We start from the raw sequence: 21,210 nt of genomic DNA, 5'->3' as shown, positions 1-21,210 counted from the left end.
TTCGCGGAGTCTAAGTCTTCATGAATGAAACAGACCCAATCAAAAGAAATATTTTTCAAACCGTACTGCGAATCCTTTTAGGATCATTTTTGGTTTTTGCTGGAACCGGTCACCTAACATGGCATAGAACTGAATTTTTAGCACAGGTACCAACGTGGCTACCGATCAACGCAGATATAGTCGTTTTATTGTCTGGGGTTGTGGAAATTGTTTTAGGATTGTCCTTGGTTTTCCTCCGCAACAAACAGGTACAAGTTGGTTGGGTTGTTGCTTTATTTTTTGTATTAATTTTTCCTGGTAATATTTCCCAGTATGTCAATGGAATTAGTGCTTTTGGTTTGGATACTGATCGTGCTCGTTTGGTTCGATTGTTTTTTCAACCCGTACTCGTTCTTTGGGCTATTTGGAGTTGTGGGTCTTGGGCAGACTTCCAATCAAAAAGAAAAAACTAATATTTGATTTGGATACAAACTTAATAGTAACGACAGAGTTATGTTACGTTTGTATCCTTTGATTAAAAATAATTTTTATGTTCTATAATGAGGCATCGATTGGATACAACTCGGATGCCAGCAGCTTCTGCTTTTTTTTCAGCTTCAGGATGCGAAATCCCTAACTGAAGCCAGATTACTTCTGTTCCTCCTAAACTTAAAATTTCGTCGATTACTTCTGGAATTTTATCCGAACTACGAAAGACGTCGATAAACTTACGATCTTGCATGGGCACATCTTTCAAACTTTTGTAGATAGTAAATCCACCTACACTATGTTCTTTGGGATAAGTTCCAATGACCTTCCAACCTTTGTCTCGAATATAAATTGGAACATAGTGGCTTGGTTTGGATGGGTCGTTACTGAGTCCATAGACAGTGATGTCCCGATATGACTCGAGGAGAGATTTGATTTCAGAATCAGCTACATTCATTGGAATATTATACTTGGCTCAAGAGGAATTGCAAGTGAAGAAATTACTGCTCTACACAGATCAATTGTTGATTGCTTAGATTACATGGGTCTGCGGACCAACCTGCAGTGATATCTGCAATTGCTGTTGAATTCCCTTGTCCCATAACGCCTGTAAATGAACCAGAGTTGCTAGTCCATAAATTACATGTATTACTAGTATTTGTTGTCCAATTAGTATTTAAACCTGTCCAATACTTTGAGTTTAAAGAAAAAGTGTTTGTCAATGTAGAAATAAATAATCCTCCGGAACTAGTAGTTCCTATAGTACCAGCAGTTTGATAGTATGTTCTACTTGCTGCAAATACCCAGTCAAGTTGACCATCTCCGACATTTCCGGTGATGGATGCTCGTCTTGTTACTCCATCAACTACCATAGCTTTGTATGTTCCTGTTCCAGGATAATTTGCGTCTGAAGAACAGAATGCATCGAAATTTGCTGCGCTTCCTGGGTTTGGTGGATATCCAGAACTAGAAAGGAAAATTTTGCAGGGATTGCAAGATATACTACAATTTATTAATATTGAATTAATATCAGAATCTTTCACCATACCACTACCATTTAAAATCGTGCAGAATTGACCAACTGGTTGTTTCGCGATGTTGATAGAATAACTGGTTCCAGTTGTAACGATATTTGAAAATAAAAAATACGTATTATTGCTTTCGACCGCAAGAGTTACCATACCATTTAACGTGAGCTTTAATCCATTACTATATAGTCCAGAGATGGAGCCAGAAATCGAATATGGAATAATTGTTGATATATAGTCTTTTCCGCAGGTAGGCGATTTATCTTTAAGCACGATTTTCAAAATCTGAGTATTTTTGAAAGCCACTGATTTTGGGTCACAATAGTTATTGAATTCAGCAATCTTACAATTAGAGCCCAGTGAAATCACAGCTAATATTACAATGAATAAAAAGTTAGATTGATTCTGTTTTTTAGGGTAACTCAGATTCATACTTAAAATGAATTAAAAATAGACAGTCAATAAATTGCAATTAAATATAGTTACGATTTTTGTTTGCTATTTCAGGTAAATAAGATAAATTTAATCTATATTTTTCCGCATGATTCTACGAATTGAATTTTTAAAACGTATCTCTGTCACTGCTCTATTGGTGACAGCAATAAGAACTCCGATGGTTGCAAAGACAAAAGGTAACTTGAAGCGTGGACCTAAAAAATTACCGGAAATTCCTGTATATCCAATGTCAGCGACGGATGAAATTCTCTTCACCTTGGCTAACAAGGTTTATCGGGATGGTATGGAGTTCGATACGTTTTTAAAAATGGTATCCTTCGAGTTACAAACCCTCTATCCAGTGGATTTAACAAAAGAAAATTTTACCTACAAAGATTTATACTTTGTTTCCATTCGAAGTGAAGTTGTTTTCCAACTTGTCGTAAAGCTCGTAGAAGTTTGGCAAAATCTTTGTATCCAGTTTGGATTAGAAGATTATCAAAAAAATGAATTGGAACAAGATTCTCTAAAAATTAAAAATTGGATCCTTTCACTGGGGGATGAATTTAAAGTAGGTGAGACTCCTTATTTTTTCTTAAATACAAAAGAGGATTTGAATTGGATTCCTTCAAAGAATATATTCGCTGTTCCTTGGTTAGGTTCACATAAAGAGGAAGTGATCCAATTTTTTCCTCTACCATTGGAGTTCCAGAATGTCAGTAACGATTCTAAACTATATAATAGTACATTAGAATACAAAAGAAATACTATTTATGAAATCTTAAGTGTTTTGAGCCTTCTGCTTTATCGGCTGCAAACGAATCTTGCACTGTGGCACCAATATACGGTTAGGTTTTATTATTTAAATTTTGTGGATCAATATTTATCAAAAATTCAAACTCAAAACGAACCAAAGGAAAAAAACAAATTTACTAAGAATCTATTTTTGATTCGCTCAGTTTCCGTTGAATCTGCAATTCGCACGATAAAAGAAAGAGCATTTCATATGCAAAGTGGAGTCTATCATGCAATTGATAGGCAAAACCAACAAATGGTAGTTTCCTCTCTCATTCAAACGATTGGTCAAGTTTCAGTTGCGACTGGTGGAGATAAGGATCTCTGTAAGAGGTTGCGATTAGTCAATCGCTACGGTGGAAATTTGACTTTGTCTACAGCTGCCACTGCCACAGGTTCTCTACCTTTTCTCGAGGATGCGTTAGAAGTTTTGCAAAAGGAACGAAAGTTGTACTTTCCATGAGGTATCAATGAAATTGCCAAAAAATCCGATTCAATCTTTAGAATCACAAAGAGAATCCATCATACAAAAACAAATCCTATTCCTTCAAAAAGAAATATTAGATTGGGTTTCTAAGGATTCATTTTCAACCTTAAACCAAAAAGAAATACTACTAAGAATCAATGTACGTCCTAATTCTTATCATCAGAAGATTTCGAATCAAAATGAAGTCAATGCCTTGGATTCAAGGTTAAAATTTATTTCTCTAACTTCGGAAAGATTGGAAAAATTATTTGAACTTCATCCGATTCAAACAACCTTCCAAAAACAATCTTTTTTGATACGAAAGGCGATCGTATATTTAGACACTATGCTTCAGATCTCAAAAAAGTTATTGTTGATCTCGAAATCAATGACAACAGGCAAACCTATTGACTTACAATTTGAAGTAAATGCGCTGATTGATGAAGTGGATCGTTTGGCTTCAACTGCTGAGTATAATCATATGCGTTTGTTTGAAGGGGATTTTGCAAAAAATTCTAGAGTTGCTTCCTTGTGGTTTATCAATGAATTAAATGAAAAATTATTTAGAGTTTGTATTGCCACAATGACATCTAGGTCTTTAGGATTAACTTTGAATAATGGAAATCCGTTGACGTTGTCGAATCCAGTTTTGTTTCAAAAAAAAATTGAAGGAGCAATAAATACAATAATCGAAGAGCGAAACCGAATGCAATCTGTTCTTAATTGAGAGATGAAAATTGGAATTAAAGTTTGGATAAATATTTCCTAGGAGTCGTATAATAAAAAGATTGTCTTAGGTAAGAATTTAAGTATGAATACTCTCGAAATTAAATTTAATGAAATGCGCAGTAAAAAGAACAATTCGACAAGTGATTCGTTTGCACTATACGATGCGTTGGAAACTGTCTCAATAGAAGATATGATTGGACGATGGCACGGATCTGGTTTTCATACTGCCCATACGATGGATGGCGCCTTGGAAACTTTTAATTGGTATGGAAAGGAATTTGTAGATCCCGATAACGTTCATCCGCTAGTATTTCGCTCTTTTGGAAAAACTTTATTTAAGGTCAATCCTTCGCTGATGCCAGTTCGATTGGCTACTTTAATCCCATCTACTAAATTGTGGCCATTAAAATACTTGTTTTTATTGGTTCGTTTTTTGTTTCAAACTTCAAAATCGAAAGCACGAGTTAGGAGAATTGAATTTCGTGGACAACTAACAGCCGCAATGATCTATGATAATTTGCCCATTCATGATGTGTTTAAGAAGGTAAACCAAGATACAATGTTTGGTTGTATGGATTTTAAAGGAATGAAACAGCCTTTTTTCTTTGTATTAGAAAGGGACAAATAAAAATATAGATCCCTCGTGTACTGTAAAACGAGGGATCTTCACTTATGAAAGTTTAGTCATTTAACCAAGCGATTCCCGATTCTAAACTAGGCACTGATTTTAATTCAACGTTTCCTGTTTTTAGAGTTTGGTCATCGATTGAAATTGCTGCCAATGCTGAATTTGGAACGACAACTGCCATTTTTCTTAAACTAGAATTACTTGCTTTGGGGAACCAATTGACATTCACCCATTCCTGGGCTGACCGCGTGACGAGTCCCATTCTTCTTGTATCAGCTAGCCACTTACGTATGTTAAACTTATTGATAATATTCAGTGCTTCATTTAAGATTTCTATGTATTTTTCTTCGCTAAAGTCTGGAGTCCAAACAACTTCTAATAAATCTTTTTCTTTTATATAGTAGATACTTCCAATATCTGATCTAAATTGAAGTTTGTGTGTAGATTCGTCTCTCTCGGAAATGTTTGATTCATCAGAGACAACATTTGTTTTAAAAAGATCTACCATCGAAATTAGTTTGTCCGCTGTATTGGCAATTGCCGTAATTTTTTCGGCGAGTAAGTCACTACTTTCAGAATTACTAAAAGATGATTGGCTGATGGAAGAGACAGAGGCCATCACTTCATTGGTTGCTGTTTTATGTTCAATGACAGCTTCCTTGATTTCTTCAGATCGTTCTTTTACGAAAGTTGCTTCTTGTAATAGTTTGTTTTTTAGATCTTTTTGAGTATTCACGGCTGAATGAACTTCGGTAATTTTTTCTGAGATGGAATCAATATTTCCAATGATTTCTTGAATTTCCATTGTAGTCTTTTCAATTTGATCTCTACCTAAAGAAACATCATTTTGATTTTTCTTCATGAGAGAGTCGATTCCTTTCACAGCACCAGCTGTTCTTTCTGCAAGTTTAGAAACTTCTTCTGCTACTACAGCAAAACCTCTTCCAGCATCACCAGCCCGTGCTGCTTCAATAGAAGCATTAAGAGCAAGCATATTCACTTGTTCGCTGATTTTTGAAATGACATCGACAGTCTTTGAAATTTCAAGCGAACTTTGAGATAAATTATCCATAGCTTCATTCATAGTACGAAGTGTGTTTTTTCCAGCTTCTGCACGATCTATGATATTTTTAATTGAATCCAGAGTTCCTTCTACATATTCACCTGTTTTATCGATGGCATCGGAAAGTCGATCTACCTCTGATGTTAAGTTACTCATACTTTGTGAATTGTTTTCAGCGATGTTTGAGATGGATACTGCTACTCCCGATATTTCTTCTATGGATGCTGAAACTTCTTCTGTAGCAGCTGATTGTGATTGTAAGTTGGATGCAAAGTCGAGAGTAACTAATTTCATCTCTTGTGAGTCTGAAGATAAGGTATCTGCAGAAGTTTTGATATGTTGGATTAGTTCTTCTTGAGCTTGTAACATTCTATGAAAACTAGAATAGAATTCTGCTAATAAATCATTTTTTTTAAATATGAGTCGAGCTTGCAAATTTCCAAGCCCAACTTCCTTAAACGCAACTTCTAGTTTTCCAAAAATTTTTTCAAACCAAGAGCTAAGTGCCAATCCGAAAATTAAACTTATAATCAAAAGAATGATCAATGAAAACCCAATTGTCGATGTTAGGTTTTCAGGTAAGGCGTTTTGGATCTGCAAAACTAAAGTTATGCTAAAAAGAAAAAGTAACCCAAAGGCCAAAAAGGAAAGAAGGAAATAGGTTTTAAGTTTTGAATGCATAAGTTTTCTATTTCCAATTTTAACAATTGCAGAAGAGATGCTAGCCTAAAACTCTAGAGTGTTAAAATTCATTTTGGTTTTTTGGGTTTCGTTTTCTCACGGGACATAATGATAAAATCATTACATCGGATATTCCAATTGTGTTGTGACAAATCGCAATGTTTGTGATCCATAGCGAATTTCTATTTCATTTAAAGCATCCTTTAGTTGGTCTATAGGCTTTTGGGATTTCGAAATTTCTTTACTAAGTGTCATTTGACTTTGGTCTAGATTATTTATTTCAGAAATGAACTGAATTCCTGATTTCGTAAAAACAGTTTGGTTGGGATTTGTCACAATTTTTGCTTTTGACTTGTAGGTGCGAGAGTAGGCATCTGCGACTAGAGCAATTGAAATTTCATCAATACCTTGGTAGATAGGAATACCGATGGTTTCGTGGTTCCAAATGAATGTTAGGTTCTTTGCAGCTGTTCTATAATCTTCCCAGCTAAAATGAAAGATTTCACTGTTGTGGGTTGGGTCCCAATCTGTCACTCCCAGGTCTTTCGCAATGGTTTTTGCTTTTTGGAATCCTGCGATTGATTCAACAATCGCTAACGAAATGGGAATGGATGCGGTAACTCCAGCAGTCGTAATGATATTTTTATTTTGAATGTATCTTTTATTTTTTGTCCATATACTGTCTTGGAATGTTTTAGATAAATCGGGCATTGAATACCAATGTCCGGTAGTATGTTTTCCTTTTAGTAAACCGGCATGTGCTAAGGTCCAAACACCATCACAAATGCCAACAATAGTTGCACCTTGTTTGTTTTGATTTTGGATCCATTGGATTAATGTTTTATTGTCTGCGTTATGGATGGCTGGTACAATAACTATGTCTGCTCCTTCAGGATGTAAGGTATCAAAGTCAGCAATTGAGGTTGTGATTTCGATAGAAAGGGCAGGAAATAAATCCATTCTTCCTTTGTTAGGTGCGATAGCAAAAATTTCTGCTATCTCTGCTCGGTTGATTATCCCATAAGGAATGATAAAATCAGTTAATTCCGTATATTGGTTTTCTCCTATAATTGTTATCACAGGTTTTTTATGTGTTGGTTTGATAGGAATTTTATTCAACCTTTCCGTTTGTGTTTGGCTCAATAGATCAAAGGATCGAATCCCAAATGGGAAACTCATGAATAGGAGGAAGGCCATAAATAGGAAAAGATTAGAATGGAATTTGGTTTTTTTTGGGAAAAGGATTTTGTTTCGGTTCATACAAAGAGTATCGCAGATCATAAAATTTAGGTCGTCCGTGCGGATACAGGTGGACTAAAAATGTTTTCAAATTCTTTTAAAAAATAGACAGAAAAAAATTTGGATTCTTCATTGTGGTATGAATTTGATTCCGTTTGCAGGGACCGTCATTGCTTCATTACTTGCATTCTCTTATTGGATTGAATCAAGAGAGAAGAGGGTAGAAAAAGTTAAACCAAATTCCTCTGAAAATCACCATCTGAGTTTGACTAAGATTCAATCTGGTTTAGGTAATCTCTATCGATATACTCCGACTTTTCTTTTTTTATCACTGGCCATTCTTCAATTTCATATTTATGGAGAGTTAACAAAAGAAATTCGTTCCTTTCCTTTGTTTTACGGAATTCATATCCCTTGTCTTTTCCTGATCGGTCCTCTTGGATATATATTTTTTGAAGAACTAAGTGGAGGCAGGTCGGAAAAAATCCAATGGTACCATTTATTGCCAAGTATCATTAGTTTTTTCTATCTATATTTATTTTGTCCTGATAGTTTTCAGATTTCTTTTTTAGATTCACAAATCCATGAACCGACTTCTTTTTACTATTCTTCCATCGGAGTCCTTTTGGGTTTTGGAGTTGTATCTATTTTTGGATATACACTTACCATTTTAGTTCGAATACTTCGTTGGAAGTTAGAATTTAAAGAAACGATAGAATCCTCTTTTTTGCCTTTTTTGTATTTCATGGGATATTCATTGTTAGTTGTTAGCTTGTTTGTGTTCTCGCAACTTTTTTATATGCAGATTTTTCTTTTTGCCTGCGCAACTTTGACATTTCTATTGGCATATATCTTCGTATTAAAAGCGGTTCATAAAGAATTCATTCCTAATTTTAAAAAAGAAACTCGGTTGGCTCGTTACCAAGAAAGTCGAGTCAAAGGAGTCGATATTACTTTAGTTCTCCAACAATTAGAAGAGTTAATGGGTTTAGAAAAATTGTATTTAAATGAAGACCTAAGTTTAAGCTTTTTATCAAAACGATTGGGTTTAAATACACATCAAGTTTCCGAAATTTTAAACTCTAAACTTGGATGTACGTTTCGTAATTACGTTAACGGATATCGCTTGCAGGAGGCTGCGAAACTTCTATTAGAAAGAAAAGAGATGACTATTTTAAGTGTTATTTATGCTTCTGGATTTAATTCCAAGTCTTCCTTTCATAAACTATTTCAGAACCGTTTTGGTATTTCTCCCCAAAACTATCGATCATTATCCAAATGAAACTATTTCCTTTTTGTTGGTTTTTGTTTTGGGTTATCTTCTTTGAGAACGGCTGCAAAATATTCTCCTATGACTAGGTCAGACCATGAATTTGCTTTGATTCCTTGGAAGTATGCAATATGACTACCGCGTTTCGTATGCAAATGAATTGTATTTGGTAGGGTTTCTAACCAATGCAAGTTTTCTAATACATTTTGATTCACACAAATAGGATCGTCTGCTGAGTTCAGAACAAGTAAAGGGGTTTTTATATTTTTTGCAACTAACACTGGATTGGAATGGTAATAATAATTTTCTTTATCTTTGTATCCGGAAACTGCATGTAGTTTGTCTTGAAACTCACCGATTGTTTTTATTTTTAAAAGTTCATCTATTCCTTTTAATTTGGATAAACTTTCATAATGAGTTTTTAGAAAATAGTTAATTAACCTTTGGCCCATAATTTTACTATAAACCGGATGGACCCTATGAAAAGCTTTTTCGATATCATAAGCCGGAGAGACAGCCACAGCTGCTTTAAATTGACTTTTTGCACCAGCTTCACCTAAATAACGTGCAAGTAATCCTGAACCAGCCGAAATTCCAACACCAAACATTTGTTTTTTTGGGTATCTTTTTTGGATATGGGATAATTGTTCTTTTAAGTCGGAAGTAGAACCCATTGTATTGATTTTGGGTTTTGTAAGTGGGAGATTTCCATGTCCTCTGCGTATACAAACTACTACAATCCAATCATATCGTTCACGTAAGTATTTAACAGTGGATTTTACATCTTGTTCGTCTCCACTGATCGTATGAAAGAGCACTATGATTGGGGTTTCATGATTGGTTGAGCGATTCTTTATACCTGACCAAGCTAGGCCAGTGATTCCACCATCCTTCATTTTTATCTGTTCCAATTGGTCATATTCATATTTTTTTGTACGATACTCGCGAAACATAAGAAGGAATAACATTAAATGTTGGTTAAAACACCAAAAAGTCGGATAATATTTTTCTGTTAGGTGAGGGGATCGCTCAATGACACGGAGTAAAAAATCAGATTCACTAAACCTAAGAACTGGTGTTTCCACCACTTCCCAAAAATAGTAGAATAGAAAAAGAACCAATCCAACAAAAACTGAAGTAAGTAACGGATGGGAAATGAAAAAATTCACAGTATGATCCTATGTGTATACAAGTTTTGCATTTAAGTTTCTCATAAAATCGATGTCAAACTTTACTACCTTTCGATCGTAAGTTACAATACCGTTAATTTCTTCTTCCACATCACTGACTTGAGTATAAATTGCAGCACTTAATCCCTTATCGAGTAACGGTATTAGTTCGTTTTCAATTAGATTTTTATATTCATTCTCTAAACTCTGTTTATTTGGAAGTATCTTATATCCGAATAATTTGTTTTCATCGTATACATGACCTTCAGTTTTTAAAGAATAACCACCAAATTCACTAAGTACAATCACTCTTTTTTCATTTTTAGGAACTTTTAACTTTTGATAATATAAGTGCAAACTCTTTAGATCACTGCTTCCCTGGCCTTGGTCATACCAACCGCTGACGCTGTCGATGGTTCTTGTATTATCCAGTTGTCTTAATTTTTCTGTAAGTTGAATGCTATCAAACTGTCCCCAACCTTCATTAAACAAAACCCAAACTGACAAACTAACTGTATTTTTTAGTAAGTTGACAGTTTGGTCTATCTCTTCAATAAATTCCTTTCTACCAATTTCATCAGTTCTATTTAAGAATTTATATTTTGTATCTTTAGTTTTCCAACCTATAAAAGGTAAATATGCAACTTTCCAAGTTTCATAATCACCGCCACCACAAACAAAATCTTGCCAAATTAGAATTCCAAGTCGATCACAATGATAATACCAGCGCAGAGGTTCAATTTTAATATGTTTTCGTAACATGTTAAAACCCATTTCTTTCATGAGTTTGATTTCTTTAATCATCTCTTCATCGTTTGGTGGTGTTAGTAGACCTTCAAACCAATATCCTTGGTCTAGCAGACCATTATGGAAATAAGGTTTGTTATTTAGGTAGAGTCTTTTGAATTTTCCATCGAATCCGATTGAAAATTTTCGCATTCCAAAGTATGATTTTACAGTATCACCGTCTGACTTAATTAAAACTCCATACAATTTTGGATTTTCCGGTGACCAAAGTTCCATATTAGGAACTTCAAGATTTGCATTTTTTAAATTCGATTCTCCTATACAAGTTTCGCCGTCAAAAATTTGAACGCTGACATTGTCACTATCTGTTAAGACGTTGATTTCTACTTTTTTTGTGTCTATATTTGGCGTTATCTTAATATCTTTTATATAATTTTTGGTTACACTCTCTAACCAGACTGTTTGCCATATCCCTGATTGAGGTGTATACCATATCCCACCACGTTTTAACTTTTGTTTCCCTCTCGCTTGACTTCCGAAGTCAGTCGGATCTGTAACAATTAATTGGATTTCGTTTTTACCGATTTGAATCCATTGGCTAATGTCAAATTGGAAAGGTAAGAACCCGCCTTTATGTGACCCAACTTCTTTCCCATTAATAAAACAAATACAAGAATAATCAACGGCTCCAAAATGAAGTAATGTGATATCTCGAACAAAAGTAGACGGTATATCAAATTCTCTTTTGTAAACTAGTTCTTCATTCGGTTGGAGTATAAAGTTTCCGATTCCACTTGCAATTGACTCAGGAGAAAAAGGAACATTGATTTTGTATTCAATGTTGGTTGTGGTTCCAGATTTAATATAAGTTAGGTCCCATTCTCCATTTAAGTTGATATAACTATCTCGTTCTAGTTGTGGACGAGGGTATTCTGTGTGAGAAACGGTTTTCATTTTGATTGGTTACCTCGGAGAAGTAAAGAAAGAGGAATGAAGATGAGTAAACAAAAAACTGCTCCTACCAAGAATATTTCTGGAGCAGGAACATGTGCAGTTGCACCATTCACTGGATCAATATAAGTTAAGTTAGTTCTTTCGTTGATTGTTTCTCCAATCATAGGACCTATATACATTGGAATTAAAACAAAAAAGATCATTCGAATCCCTTGCAGTTTTCCAGTATTTTCTTGTGGTGTATAATCTCGGATTTGTGCACCTAAAAGTGCTAAAACTTGAACGAATCCTGTGATTAGGATTAAGCTTGTTAATCCAGTGAACCACATAACTTCCGTTTTTAAACTTAGATCGATGGTTTTTGACATTGTATATAATGAAATCATTCCCACTATATAAAGTATAGAAAAGTAAATTAACAATTTGTCTTTGTTTTTTCCATCAAATTGTTTGCCAAGTAAAACTGTGATGATACTTGCACCAAGAATCACTCCAGCAAGAACGATCGAGTATTGTATGGCATCAAATTTTAAATACTCTTGCATATAAATAATTAAATATGGCATGTAAACTTGACTTGCAATTCCATAGATTCCCATAGCTAAAAAGTATAAATAGAGATTTTGATTTTTTTTAATTACATCCAGTTTGAATCCGTATGAAATGTCAGATAAAAAGTTAGTATTCTGCTTTTTTAGATTAGGATTGTCCTTGATAATCCATATTCCAATTACTCCAGAAACAGACATCATCGTTCCAACAGCAACAAAGAGACCTGGGTATCCGAGAGCATTCACAATGATTCCGAATCCACCTGCAACAATTAACATTGCAAGGAGGGGCATAGCCGACAAAACTCCTTCTGCAAGACTTCTCGCATTCTCTGTGTTATCCGTCACATATGCATTAAAAGCAGCATCATTGGCAGTAGAGCCAAAGGCTGTCATGATACAATCCAATGTGATGACAATGGCGATGGTAAGGCTCACAATTTGAGTTGTATCCGAAAGTTGAAACCATTCGGCAGTATTTTCTTTGGATACAAAGGCAAAGGAAAGGGTGAGTAAACCCCAAAGAAGATAACCAAAAGAAATAAAATACTTTCTATTCCCGGCTTTATCAGTTAAGATCCCGGCGATTAGCGTAGTAAGTGTGGCGACAATGCCACTCAGTTGGACCATCAGTGTGACAGAAGAAGTGTTCTTCGCAATGGTATTATAAATAAAAAGATTAAAATACATATTCTCAACAGACCAAGCGATCTGTCCGACGAGACCAAATAGAATGAGCACTGACCAGAGCCGGCCACCTAAATTGTGATTGTTCATGATCGCATAGTGTCAAGGAAAGACACCTGTATTGGCGACCATAATTTTGACACTGGTTCAAATTTCTTTGATAGTGATTCTAATTACAAAAGGGTAATCAGAAAACTTTACCTAATTGAAATCCTATCCATTGGTGTTGTTGGGGTAAACCTTTGCCAGATTGAAAATCGATAGTTTGGTAGTTATAGTGAATCCCAAACATAAATCCGGCATTGGATACGGAAACAAATCCTGCACGAACAAATCCGACTGCCCGTTTTAAATCTGCCACGTAAGTTTTGTCATCCCGGTATTCGATTTCCTCACGTAACAGTTGTAATAGCACTTCTCTTTGTTTGGGATCAAGAATGAACTGTGATAAAATTTCATAGGAATAAAGTCTTACAATTGGAGGAAGTTTCCCTCCATCTGGTCTGAAGATAGAATAAATTGCCAAAGCACGGGCGTTATCTGGGATTTGGTCCCATTGGTCGGAAAGATTTTTTAATAAAAATAATCTCGTACCTCTTTCAATGTCTTCTGCACCATTAAAAATATTATTGAATATCAAATAATTGAGCCCTATATCATAGGGATTTGAAGTTCCCTTTACTAAAAATTCATTAAAAAGAATATACCTTTGTAAGGAATTTCTACCGTTATCTTCTGCAAGTGCTCGATATTGTATTTCTCTTTCTCCTGCTTCCGGAGTTGGATTATTTAAATAGTTATCCCAGTTGCTAAATGCGGACTCTCTACTTTGTGCTTTATAAGTTCTGTCTGTTCCAATTTGTCCTTGGATGGTTGCATTATAAAATTGAAATGTACCACCAGGATTAATATAAAAATACCAATATCCTTTTCCATCTTCATGAAGTATTGGTGGACCTGGTTGTAAGGCGGAACTTCCTGGTCCCGGAGTTTTATCTACATTTCCAAATCGAAAGATAAGACCAAACGAAGCATCTGATTGTATATTTCCAAGATTTAAATTGTATTGTGTTCCAAAAAAACGATGATGGAACTTTCTTACGTCAGTTCGTAAAGCTCCAGAATATGAGTTTGGAATTTGAGTATCCCATCCTTGCGGTGTTGGTGAACCAATTAGATTGTGAAAGTTCATTTGGGCCGACTTGCCACCCACTGAAGGTCCAATCATCCCCACTTCTAATTCGGTGGTGATACTTGTGTCTTCCGTTGCAGTCGTTAAGGAGTTACTAAAGTATGCTCTGCTTGAATAAGGTCTATCACCATAGGAAACATCCGCCTTGGTAATATTTGTTGGTGTGTAAAATTCTTGTCCTAATGCAAAACCTTGTAGGTATTTTGTGGATGCTGATGGTGTAATAAATATATCATTCCAGTATCCTAAAATTTTTCGAGTGGGATTAGACTCACCGGCAGTCATATGAAACTCCAATCGAGAGCCATTTGTATAATATCGATCAGAGAAAGCTCCAAACGCATCGTTCTCCATAATGAGTCGGATTTGGTATTGGTCTTTTGGCTCTGGCACTGTTCTTTCGATTTCAGGTTGCAGGTCTTTTTTGATTGGGATTTGTTTCTTTATCGCCTTTGTTGATTGGGCATTTAAACCGAAGTTAAAAATTGCCAAAAGGATAAGGAAACGTAGAGCTTTCATGATCCTATAGAAAAAACCCCAGAAGAATTCGCAAGGAACTCTCTAGGGTTTTGGGGAATGTCTAGTAGTTTAATTGACTGTCAAGGTTCCCATTTGGGCATCAGAGTTATGCAAAAAATTTAAAAGAAGGATGAGCCAGAGAGAATCTTGGTTCAGAACCTCTAATTTTTTTCTCTTTAAATTGTCTGTTGAATCAATATATTCTCTCCACTGACAAAGAATCGTAATAAAAATATAAGGACTTTTTTAACGGATCTATCGCTTCTCTTCTGAATCATCTTTCAAATACAAATAACGTTCCGCCACAAAGGTTCCAAAAGGAAGAACGGAGGCAAGCGCCGCTAATAAGGTTTTTTTCACCTTCCAACCTAACTCCACTTTTACTTGGAAAAGTTCCACTAAATACAAAAGGAATAATAAACCATGAATAAGACCTACAATCTTATTTGGTTCTGGATTTTGGTATAGATACTTGAGAGGCATGGTCACAAAGAGGATCGTGAGAAACGAAAGGCCTTCTAAAAAAGCCAAAATGCGAAATCTTCCTAATTTTGTTTGGAGTAAAGTATACAACGGCAAATCCTTTAAAGTTCGGTATTTTCCAGGTTCCAAAAAATCTTTAGTTTCGTCCTTACTTTCTTCAGCGACTTACTTTTCTCTTTTTCTTTCCGTTTCCACTTTTTCTGGTAAAAACGGCTATTTTGAGGTAGTTCCTGAGTGTCGTTTGGCCCAATCCACAAATTAGTCGACAATTGTTCGGGATTGACAATTCGGACTAAGCCCTTTAGAATCTAAAGGATGCAGTTTCGAATTTCACTGGTTGTACTACTTTGTTTCACGCTTTCCCTTCATTCTGAAGAAAAGCCCGTATATTCTGCCGCGATGGCGAAAAAGGACATCACTGGTCCACCCGTAGGTGTCATGTTCTGGGGTTACGCCAGGGAAGACCAAACAGGTCTTGGGATTCAAACCAGACAGTTTGCACGCTCTCTTGTCATTCGTGACCAAAGTTCTAAAAAACTCATGGCCTATGTGACCGCCGAAGTAGGAGGAGTGCCGTTTGAAATCCAAAGAGATGTTGTCAAAAGACTTCAAAAAGAATTAGATCCAGGATTTAACTATGGTAATGTGCTTATCAATGCATCTCATACACACAGTGGTCCTGCTGGACATTTTCATTATTCCGAAGTATCGTTTTATTCAAAAGAATTCTATTCAGAATCTTATGCAGTGCTAAGAGATGGAATTTTTGAATCTATTAAAGAGGCATATCAAAAGTTAAAACCTGCAGAATTGATTGTTGGAAAAGCTATGGTGAAAGAAGGGGGAATCAACAGAAGTCTTTCTGCTTATCTTGCTAACCCAGATTCAGAAAGAAAATTATACTCAGACAATATTGATAGAGAGATGCTCCAACTAACAGTATCAGTGTCAGGAGTTCCAATTGGGTTTGTAAATTGGTATGGCGTACACCCAACCAATATTACTTTTGATAATCGATTGATTTCTTCAGATAACAAAGGGATTGCCTCTTTACTTGCAGAGTCAGAAGCCAAAAAACAAGGAGCAAATGATTTTGTTGCTATCTTTGCACAGGCAAATGAGGGAGATGTCTCTCCAAATCTAAATTTAAATAACACAGGTCCTGGAAAGGATATTTATGATAGTAGTTTTATTATTGGAAAAAGACAATTTTTAGCAAGCCAACAAATCTTAAAGTCAGAAGGCAAACGATTGTCAGGTGGTATTTCTTTTACACAAAAATTCATCGATATGAGTAAACATCCCGTTAGTAGTGAATTTTCTGGAACGGGTAAAAACGAAATCACTTGTCCTTCTGCTTACGGATATTCCTTTGCTGCAGGTTCAACGGAAGAAGGAGGAGGGCATTGGTTGTTCCATGAAGGAATGACAAATCAGAATCGAAGATTTTATATTGATTGGATTGCAAAGTTTATGTTGCAATCTCCATCAGATGAATTAAGAGAATGCCAAAATCCAAAAGCAGTTTTATTTCCGATGGGAGAAACAAAACCAATCCCTAGTTTGCCACAAATTTTGCCTTATGGACTCGCTGTTATTGGTGATCTAACAATTTTAGTTTTGCCACATGAAGTCACAACCATGTCCAGTCGAAGATTAAAAAAAGAAGTTCAGTCAGTTTTAAAAGAACAATCATCTGAAATCGTATTATCTGGATTAACAAATGATTTTTCCGGATACATTACAACTCCAGAAGAATATTCCACACAAAATTATGAAGGTGGTCATACATTACATGGGCCACAAAGTTTAAATGCCTTAAGGCAAGAGTTTCATAAAATGTCATTAGAGCTGAAGAATGGTACACCTGCGGCTCAAACAACCCTAATGCCTATGGATTTATCAGATCGTGTCCATCCTTTAAAAATACCTTCTGCCGATGTGGTTTCTAACAAACCTCAGAATATCATCCAACCGAGTGCAGAAATATATAAAAAAGGTGAAGTGGTTTCTTGTCGTGTGGCATCAGCAAATCCCAATGTTGGTTATCCAAAAGTTTCTTCCTACCTTTGGGTTGAGTCATTGGTTGAGTCCACTTGGAAACCAGTAAGGTCTGATGCTGATTTTGATACAAAATTTATTTACCAAAAACGTGGTTTATGGGGTAAAAACGAAGAAAGTTTGGATTTACTTTGGGAAACCAATTCTGAAACTAAACCAGGTGAATATCGTTTGGTTCACGAAGGAATATACCTTGGAGCTGATGGAAAAAAATCTGCTTACCGTATAGAGTGTCCTAGTTTTCGATTATTGGAAGGTGGAATATAAGATTGCCAAACTAATCAGATCCCTTACTTTTTTGTAATGGATTCACTTTCCTTTCGCCGAGTTGTATGGGCCAAGTATTTGGCTTATGGACTCGGCTTTCTTATATTACTTTCACTTCCCCTAAAATTTTGGTATTTATTTTCTGGCGAAACTTTGAGTGGTTGGGATACTCCTGGCCATATAGTTTTGGCAAAAGAATTTGTGAAACAAATACAATCAGGTACGGCAACTGGATGGTCGGATGTTTGGTTTGGCGGATTTCCAATTTTCTATTTTTATCCACCTTTCTATTATTTTTTAGTGTATCTCATTCATTCACTTTTTTCGATCAATATCGAATCTGCTTTTTCAATTTCGATTTTTCTTTCAATCTTAAGTTTATTTTATTCGATTTATTTGTTTGCAAAACAATTTCTATGGTCTCTTTACCCAAGATACTTTCAGATTCTATTTGGATTTTCTTCTGTTTTGTTTTACTTCAGTTATGCGGGAGAAGGACTACAAGGAACAAGTTTGGTGGGTATTGTTGAAGGAACGGTGATTTCTAGTTTTTCTCATTCATTGATTCTTTTTGCTTTAGTCTCATTAGATCGCTACAGGAAAAAATTAAAGTCTATTGATTTAATTCTATTTGTTGGATTCACGTCTCTTGTTTTTTATTCACATTTGCTTAGTTCAATTTTTTACTGTTTGATTTTGGTTTTATATTTTTTTGAGTATAGGGCATTTTTAATCCAGAATATTCAAAAGTTTAGTTTTGTTGGATTGTTTATATTTTTTTTGATCCTTCCTGTGGCTTATAATTATTTTCGATTTTCTGAATACACGAGTGGTGTTTTTTACGGATACGCATATCCTCCGCTACTATCTATTTTAGGTAAAGACGTTTATGATTCTGCTTTGTTAGCATCAGCAAATGGCGAAAATTTAACTTTGGCTTATCTTGTGGCCTTCATCAATTCTGGTAGATGGTTGTCTGTTGTTGCATTATTTCTTTTTCTTTTTAATTTTCGGAAGTTTCATAATTCTCCGAGAAGTAAACTGATTACGACAATTATTCTCGTATTCTTTTGGTTGTCCTTGGATTATTCGCTTGGATACATCCTTCCGAATTTTAAGATCCATAATTACCGCGCATTCGATTGTTTTTTTATAACTTTTTCAATCTTGTTTCCATTTGGAATTCATTTTATATCTGGGAAAAGATCAGGAAAACTCCCATTGTTTCCTTTAATCTATTTCGTTCTCATTGTGCAGTTTGTTTTATTTTTAAATTTTGATCTAACCAAATACCAAAAATACAGTTCCCCACTTTGGAGAGAGTCAAGAACTACCGAAGAACTAACGTTATATCAAAACCTTGCTGAAAAATTGAAATCCTTACCAAAAGGGGCATTGGTGCAGCCAGAGATTGTTAAATCGAAGTTAATGTTCGGGACTCCGCATTTTTGGTTACCACTTTTGTATAATGCAGGAGTTCGAAACAATCTCGGTTTGACAGTGGAGTCTTCGTATTATTCCACTCTTGTTTTTAATTGGCAAGAATTTGGTTTTGGACATACGTTTCGTTGGGGAACTGACGTGGATTGGAGAGATACTCTGACATCTCTTCAAATCGAAGGAAAAGACCCAGGGTATTATCTGGATTTTCTATTACGTTCTGGAGTGACTCATATGGTTGGCTTTACTCCAGAATATCATAATTATTTGAATCAATTTAAAGATCGTATACAAACAATTGCAGTGGAAACTCCCTTTACTATAGTCAAAATTTTACCAGAGATTGAACAAAAATCGATCCTACCAATTGGTCTCATTCACTCGAATCTTTTTAATTCAAATTCTGAATATGGGTATAAAGACTTTCTAAAAACCAGCAGTTTTTTACAAATGTATATAACCAATATTGGTTATAGAACAAAAATACTTAGGATTAATCGAAATCAACTTGAAAAAATGGAATCGCTTCTGCCTTATCTTTCTGCAGTGATCGTAATTAGTAAGGAAAAGGGATTTGGCGAAGTTTCTTTTATGGAAAGTATAAGGAACAAAAAAATCCCTTCGATTGTCATACAAGAATCTGAACTTATATCACCTAATTATGGTTATACTATGTTAACTCTGCCACTTTTTTTGAACCAAATTCCAAACAGTCCAGAAACCAATCAAATCCGATCAGAAACTCATTCTTTTTTTAAAGGACGAGCCGCACTTACAGGAGAACTTATGTTAGATGATACGGGAAGAGAGTTTTTATTGGCGAAAGACAATGAAAATGCGAAGGTCCCCGTATTGTCTTATGTGGACGGTTTTGTTTATCTGATTGGAATGTCGGTGTCTTTTTTATTGGTTATTGTTGGGGTGATCTTAACAAAGATATCGTATTTTTCATTTTCAAAAACCAAACGATAATCCGTAGATAATTTTTTGAATTCAGAACTAGCATGATTATAATAATGTTTGTTGATCACAACGGTATTATAGTTCATCACTTTAGGTATATGTTGAAAGCCTTGGACATTTCCTTCGAAAAAAGCTTTTTGAGTAAAGTATTGGTCTTGGTTGTATGACCATGCATACAACGGGTTGAGCCCAAATAGAAAACGATAATCTGGAATTCTGAAAGTAAAGTAAGGATAGTCCGCCCAAGAAAGGAAAATTTTTTCCCCTTTTGCGATATTGAACCGAATCCATTCGGTTACAATAAAACCATATTTGGTTTCGGAAGATCGGAATTGTTGTCCCATCTTCCCATAAGCGATTGGGAATTGGATTACAAAAAGCATAATCCCTATGAGAAGTTGAAATTTATGTGGAATTTTTATATTCAAAAAAATGAATATAAAGAACATAAGCCAACTCATTTCAAAGATTCGCATGGAGGCTCCAGCAAAAACCAAACAAAGGATTCCTAAAAATAAAAATACAAAACTCTGTGGATGGAAATTGTTATAAATTTTATCTCTAAAAACTAGTAACAATAACGGTAACATAGGTAAAAAACCTAAAATGAGAATGTCTCTTGTGGGAGGTAACCATTCTGCAATTGCTTCCACACCTGGTGGAGGAAAGGATTGGATCACAAGTTCAATGAAATATCCCTTGAATTGAAAAGGAAAAGAGGGATGGATGACTAAACCAAAAATTATTCCTATAACAGAAGTCAAAAATATTTTTCTTTGTTCTTTGTTGTTTTGTAAGATAAGTATAAACAGCCCAGTAAAAAATAAAAAAGGAAATCCGCTATAAGACCAAACGGATAAAAATGAGAGAAAAAAGATCCATTTGAGATGTTTTATATTCCAAATTCTTAATATTGCAAAATATAGAGTAAAAAATAATAAATTTCCTCTTCCAAATAACATCCTTCCCGTAAATAATACGGATCCTAAAATAAAAAAGATAACAATGAGGTACGGAGATACATTCGGAGATTCTGTATTTAGGTATTTTGTTACTTGGTATAATAAGTTTGTAATTGAAATTAAGATAAAAATTTTAATTGAGATTGTTTCTTCAATTGGCAAAAGAAGAAATGGGATTTGTATAAGATGAAATAAGAAATGATAATCTGTAAACTCTTGTGATTGGATTCCAATATCAGGCCAAGGAAGTCTGGAAACAAAACCTTCCTTTAAGTAGAGTTTTGCGACTGCAAAATGGTAAAATATATCTGCGTCAGGAACGCCTGCAAAAGCAAAGAGAAGGATTCCGTATAAAGTGAATCCTAAGAGGATTGCGTTGCGAAACGTTTGCACTATAGAAATAGACTTAATCG

17 protein-coding genes are annotated in these 21,210 nt (G+C 35.1%); 7 read left to right on the top strand and 10 right to left on the bottom strand.

Going from position 1 to position 21,210, the window contains the following annotated elements:
- The first annotated feature begins 20 nt into the window (after nt 1-20).
- Nucleotides 21-452: a DoxX family protein gene (locus CH364_RS14465; RefSeq protein WP_100744239.1), complete on the top strand. Its 432-nt coding sequence runs from the start codon at nt 21-23 to the stop codon at nt 450-452.
- A 62-nt stretch (nt 453-514) separates the two neighbouring features.
- Here the strand turns inward: CH364_RS14465 and CH364_RS14460 are convergent, their stop codons facing one another.
- A complete protein-coding gene (locus CH364_RS14460; protein ID WP_100744240.1) occupies nt 515-925 on the bottom strand; it encodes a CoA-binding protein in 411 nt (136 codons plus the stop codon).
- Between the two features lie 43 nt (nt 926-968).
- Nucleotides 969-1,928 carry a DUF1554 domain-containing protein gene (locus tag CH364_RS14455; protein WP_100744241.1) on the bottom strand — a complete coding sequence of 320 codons (960 nt, stop codon included), beginning with the start codon at nt 1,926-1,928 and terminating at the stop codon, nt 969-971.
- A 109-nt stretch (nt 1,929-2,037) separates the two neighbouring features.
- Here CH364_RS14455 and CH364_RS14450 point away from each other — a divergent pair, with 109 nt between their 5' ends.
- The 3 genes from CH364_RS14450 to CH364_RS14440 all read left to right on the top strand — a co-directional run bounded on the left by CH364_RS14450 (nt 2,038) and on the right by CH364_RS14440 (nt 4,549).
- Entirely contained in the window at nt 2,038-3,189 is a 1,152-nt protein-coding gene (locus CH364_RS14450) for a hypothetical protein (protein ID WP_243401384.1), read from the top strand.
- A gap of 7 nt (nt 3,190-3,196) precedes the next feature.
- Nucleotides 3,197-3,919 carry a flagellin family protein gene (locus tag CH364_RS14445; RefSeq protein ID WP_100744242.1) on the top strand — a complete coding sequence of 241 codons (723 nt, stop codon included), beginning with the start codon at nt 3,197-3,199 and terminating at the stop codon, nt 3,917-3,919.
- Nucleotides 3,920-4,003: 84 nt separating this feature from the next.
- Nucleotides 4,004-4,549 (top strand): DUF4334 domain-containing protein, encoded by a 546-nt coding sequence (locus CH364_RS14440; RefSeq protein ID WP_100744243.1) that lies wholly within the window; start codon nt 4,004-4,006, stop codon nt 4,547-4,549.
- A gap of 52 nt (nt 4,550-4,601) precedes the next feature.
- Here CH364_RS14440 and CH364_RS14435 read toward each other — a convergent pair whose 3' ends face one another.
- Nucleotides 4,602-6,293, bottom strand: coding sequence for a methyl-accepting chemotaxis protein (locus CH364_RS14435; RefSeq protein ID WP_100744244.1), 1,692 nt, complete (start codon nt 6,291-6,293; stop codon nt 4,602-4,604).
- Between the two features lie 120 nt (nt 6,294-6,413).
- A complete protein-coding gene (locus CH364_RS14430) occupies nt 6,414-7,553 on the bottom strand; it encodes a DJ-1/PfpI family protein (protein WP_243401385.1) in 1,140 nt (379 codons plus the stop codon).
- Nucleotides 7,554-7,671: 118 nt separating this feature from the next.
- Between CH364_RS14430 and CH364_RS14425 the strand changes: the two genes are divergently transcribed.
- Nucleotides 7,672-8,814: an AraC family transcriptional regulator gene (locus CH364_RS14425; protein WP_100744245.1), complete on the top strand. Its 1,143-nt coding sequence runs from the start codon at nt 7,672-7,674 to the stop codon at nt 8,812-8,814.
- Between the two features lie 2 nt (nt 8,815-8,816).
- Here the strand turns inward: CH364_RS14425 and CH364_RS14420 are convergent, their stop codons facing one another.
- The 5 genes from CH364_RS14420 to CH364_RS14400 form a co-directional block, all read right to left on the bottom strand.
- Nucleotides 8,817-9,971, bottom strand: a complete 1,155-nt coding sequence (locus tag CH364_RS14420) for a YheT family hydrolase (protein WP_100744246.1) — start codon at nt 9,969-9,971, stop codon at nt 8,817-8,819.
- A gap of 9 nt (nt 9,972-9,980) precedes the next feature.
- Nucleotides 9,981-11,672 (bottom strand): glycoside hydrolase family 2 protein, encoded by a 1,692-nt coding sequence (locus CH364_RS14415; protein WP_100744247.1) that lies wholly within the window; start codon nt 11,670-11,672, stop codon nt 9,981-9,983.
- Complete coding sequence (locus CH364_RS14410) at nt 11,669-13,000, bottom strand: MFS transporter (protein ID WP_100744248.1); 1,332 nt, start codon at nt 12,998-13,000, stop codon at nt 11,669-11,671. The genes CH364_RS14415 and CH364_RS14410 overlap by 4 nt, the downstream gene beginning before the upstream one ends.
- Before the next feature lie 97 nt (nt 13,001-13,097).
- On the bottom strand, nt 13,098-14,621 hold the full coding sequence (locus CH364_RS14405) for a lipid A deacylase LpxR family protein (protein ID WP_100744249.1): 1,524 nt from the start codon (nt 14,619-14,621) through the stop codon (nt 13,098-13,100).
- A 255-nt stretch (nt 14,622-14,876) separates the two neighbouring features.
- Nucleotides 14,877-15,194 (bottom strand): DUF3817 domain-containing protein, encoded by a 318-nt coding sequence (locus tag CH364_RS14400; RefSeq protein WP_100744250.1) that lies wholly within the window; start codon nt 15,192-15,194, stop codon nt 14,877-14,879.
- Between the two features lie 225 nt (nt 15,195-15,419).
- Between CH364_RS14400 and CH364_RS14390 the strand changes: the two genes are divergently transcribed.
- Complete coding sequence (locus CH364_RS14390) at nt 15,420-17,432, top strand: neutral/alkaline non-lysosomal ceramidase N-terminal domain-containing protein (protein ID WP_100744252.1); 2,013 nt, start codon at nt 15,420-15,422, stop codon at nt 17,430-17,432.
- Between the two features lie 36 nt (nt 17,433-17,468).
- Nucleotides 17,469-19,844 carry a hypothetical protein gene (locus tag CH364_RS14385; RefSeq protein WP_100744253.1) on the top strand — a complete coding sequence of 792 codons (2,376 nt, stop codon included), beginning with the start codon at nt 17,469-17,471 and terminating at the stop codon, nt 19,842-19,844.
- Here CH364_RS14385 and CH364_RS14380 read toward each other — a convergent pair.
- Nucleotides 19,748-21,190, bottom strand: a complete 1,443-nt coding sequence (locus tag CH364_RS14380) for a hypothetical protein (protein ID WP_100787869.1) — start codon at nt 21,188-21,190, stop codon at nt 19,748-19,750. The two genes, CH364_RS14385 and CH364_RS14380, sit on opposite strands and share 97 nt — an antisense overlap.
- Nucleotides 21,191-21,210 lie beyond the last annotated feature (20 nt).

This window comes from Leptospira harrisiae (genome assembly GCF_002811945.1).
In the GTDB taxonomy this organism is placed as follows: Bacteria; Spirochaetota; Leptospiria; order Leptospirales; family Leptospiraceae; genus Leptospira_A; species Leptospira_A harrisiae.
The sequence above is the reverse complement of the archived record's forward strand: the minus strand, read 5'-3'. Positions and strand labels throughout refer to the sequence as shown.

What these genes read in the sequence shown, in the direction of transcription:
- CH364_RS14465 (WP_100744239.1), top strand. Translation starts at nt 21, where the DNA reads ATGAATGAAACAGACCCAATCAAAAGAAATATTTTTCAAACCGTACTG.
- CH364_RS14460 (WP_100744240.1), bottom strand. Translation starts at nt 925, where the DNA reads ATGAATGTAGCTGATTCTGAAATCAAATCTCTCCTCGAGTCATATCGG.
- CH364_RS14455 (WP_100744241.1), bottom strand. Translation starts at nt 1,928, where the DNA reads ATGAATCTGAGTTACCCTAAAAAACAGAATCAATCTAACTTTTTATTC.
- CH364_RS14450 (WP_243401384.1), top strand. Translation starts at nt 2,038, where the DNA reads ATGATTCTACGAATTGAATTTTTAAAACGTATCTCTGTCACTGCTCTA.
- CH364_RS14445 (WP_100744242.1), top strand. Translation starts at nt 3,197, where the DNA reads ATGAAATTGCCAAAAAATCCGATTCAATCTTTAGAATCACAAAGAGAA.
- CH364_RS14440 (WP_100744243.1), top strand. Translation starts at nt 4,004, where the DNA reads ATGAATACTCTCGAAATTAAATTTAATGAAATGCGCAGTAAAAAGAAC.
- CH364_RS14435 (WP_100744244.1), bottom strand. Translation starts at nt 6,293, where the DNA reads ATGCATTCAAAACTTAAAACCTATTTCCTTCTTTCCTTTTTGGCCTTT.
- CH364_RS14430 (WP_243401385.1), bottom strand. Translation starts at nt 7,553, where the DNA reads ATGAACCGAAACAAAATCCTTTTCCCAAAAAAAACCAAATTCCATTCT.
- CH364_RS14425 (WP_100744245.1), top strand. Translation starts at nt 7,672, where the DNA reads ATGAATTTGATTCCGTTTGCAGGGACCGTCATTGCTTCATTACTTGCA.
- CH364_RS14415 (WP_100744247.1), bottom strand. Translation starts at nt 11,672, where the DNA reads ATGAAAACCGTTTCTCACACAGAATACCCTCGTCCACAACTAGAACGA.
- CH364_RS14410 (WP_100744248.1), bottom strand. Translation starts at nt 13,000, where the DNA reads ATGAACAATCACAATTTAGGTGGCCGGCTCTGGTCAGTGCTCATTCTA.
- CH364_RS14405 (WP_100744249.1), bottom strand. Translation starts at nt 14,621, where the DNA reads ATGAAAGCTCTACGTTTCCTTATCCTTTTGGCAATTTTTAACTTCGGT.
- CH364_RS14390 (WP_100744252.1), top strand. Translation starts at nt 15,420, where the DNA reads ATGCAGTTTCGAATTTCACTGGTTGTACTACTTTGTTTCACGCTTTCC.
- CH364_RS14385 (WP_100744253.1), top strand. Translation starts at nt 17,469, where the DNA reads ATGGATTCACTTTCCTTTCGCCGAGTTGTATGGGCCAAGTATTTGGCT.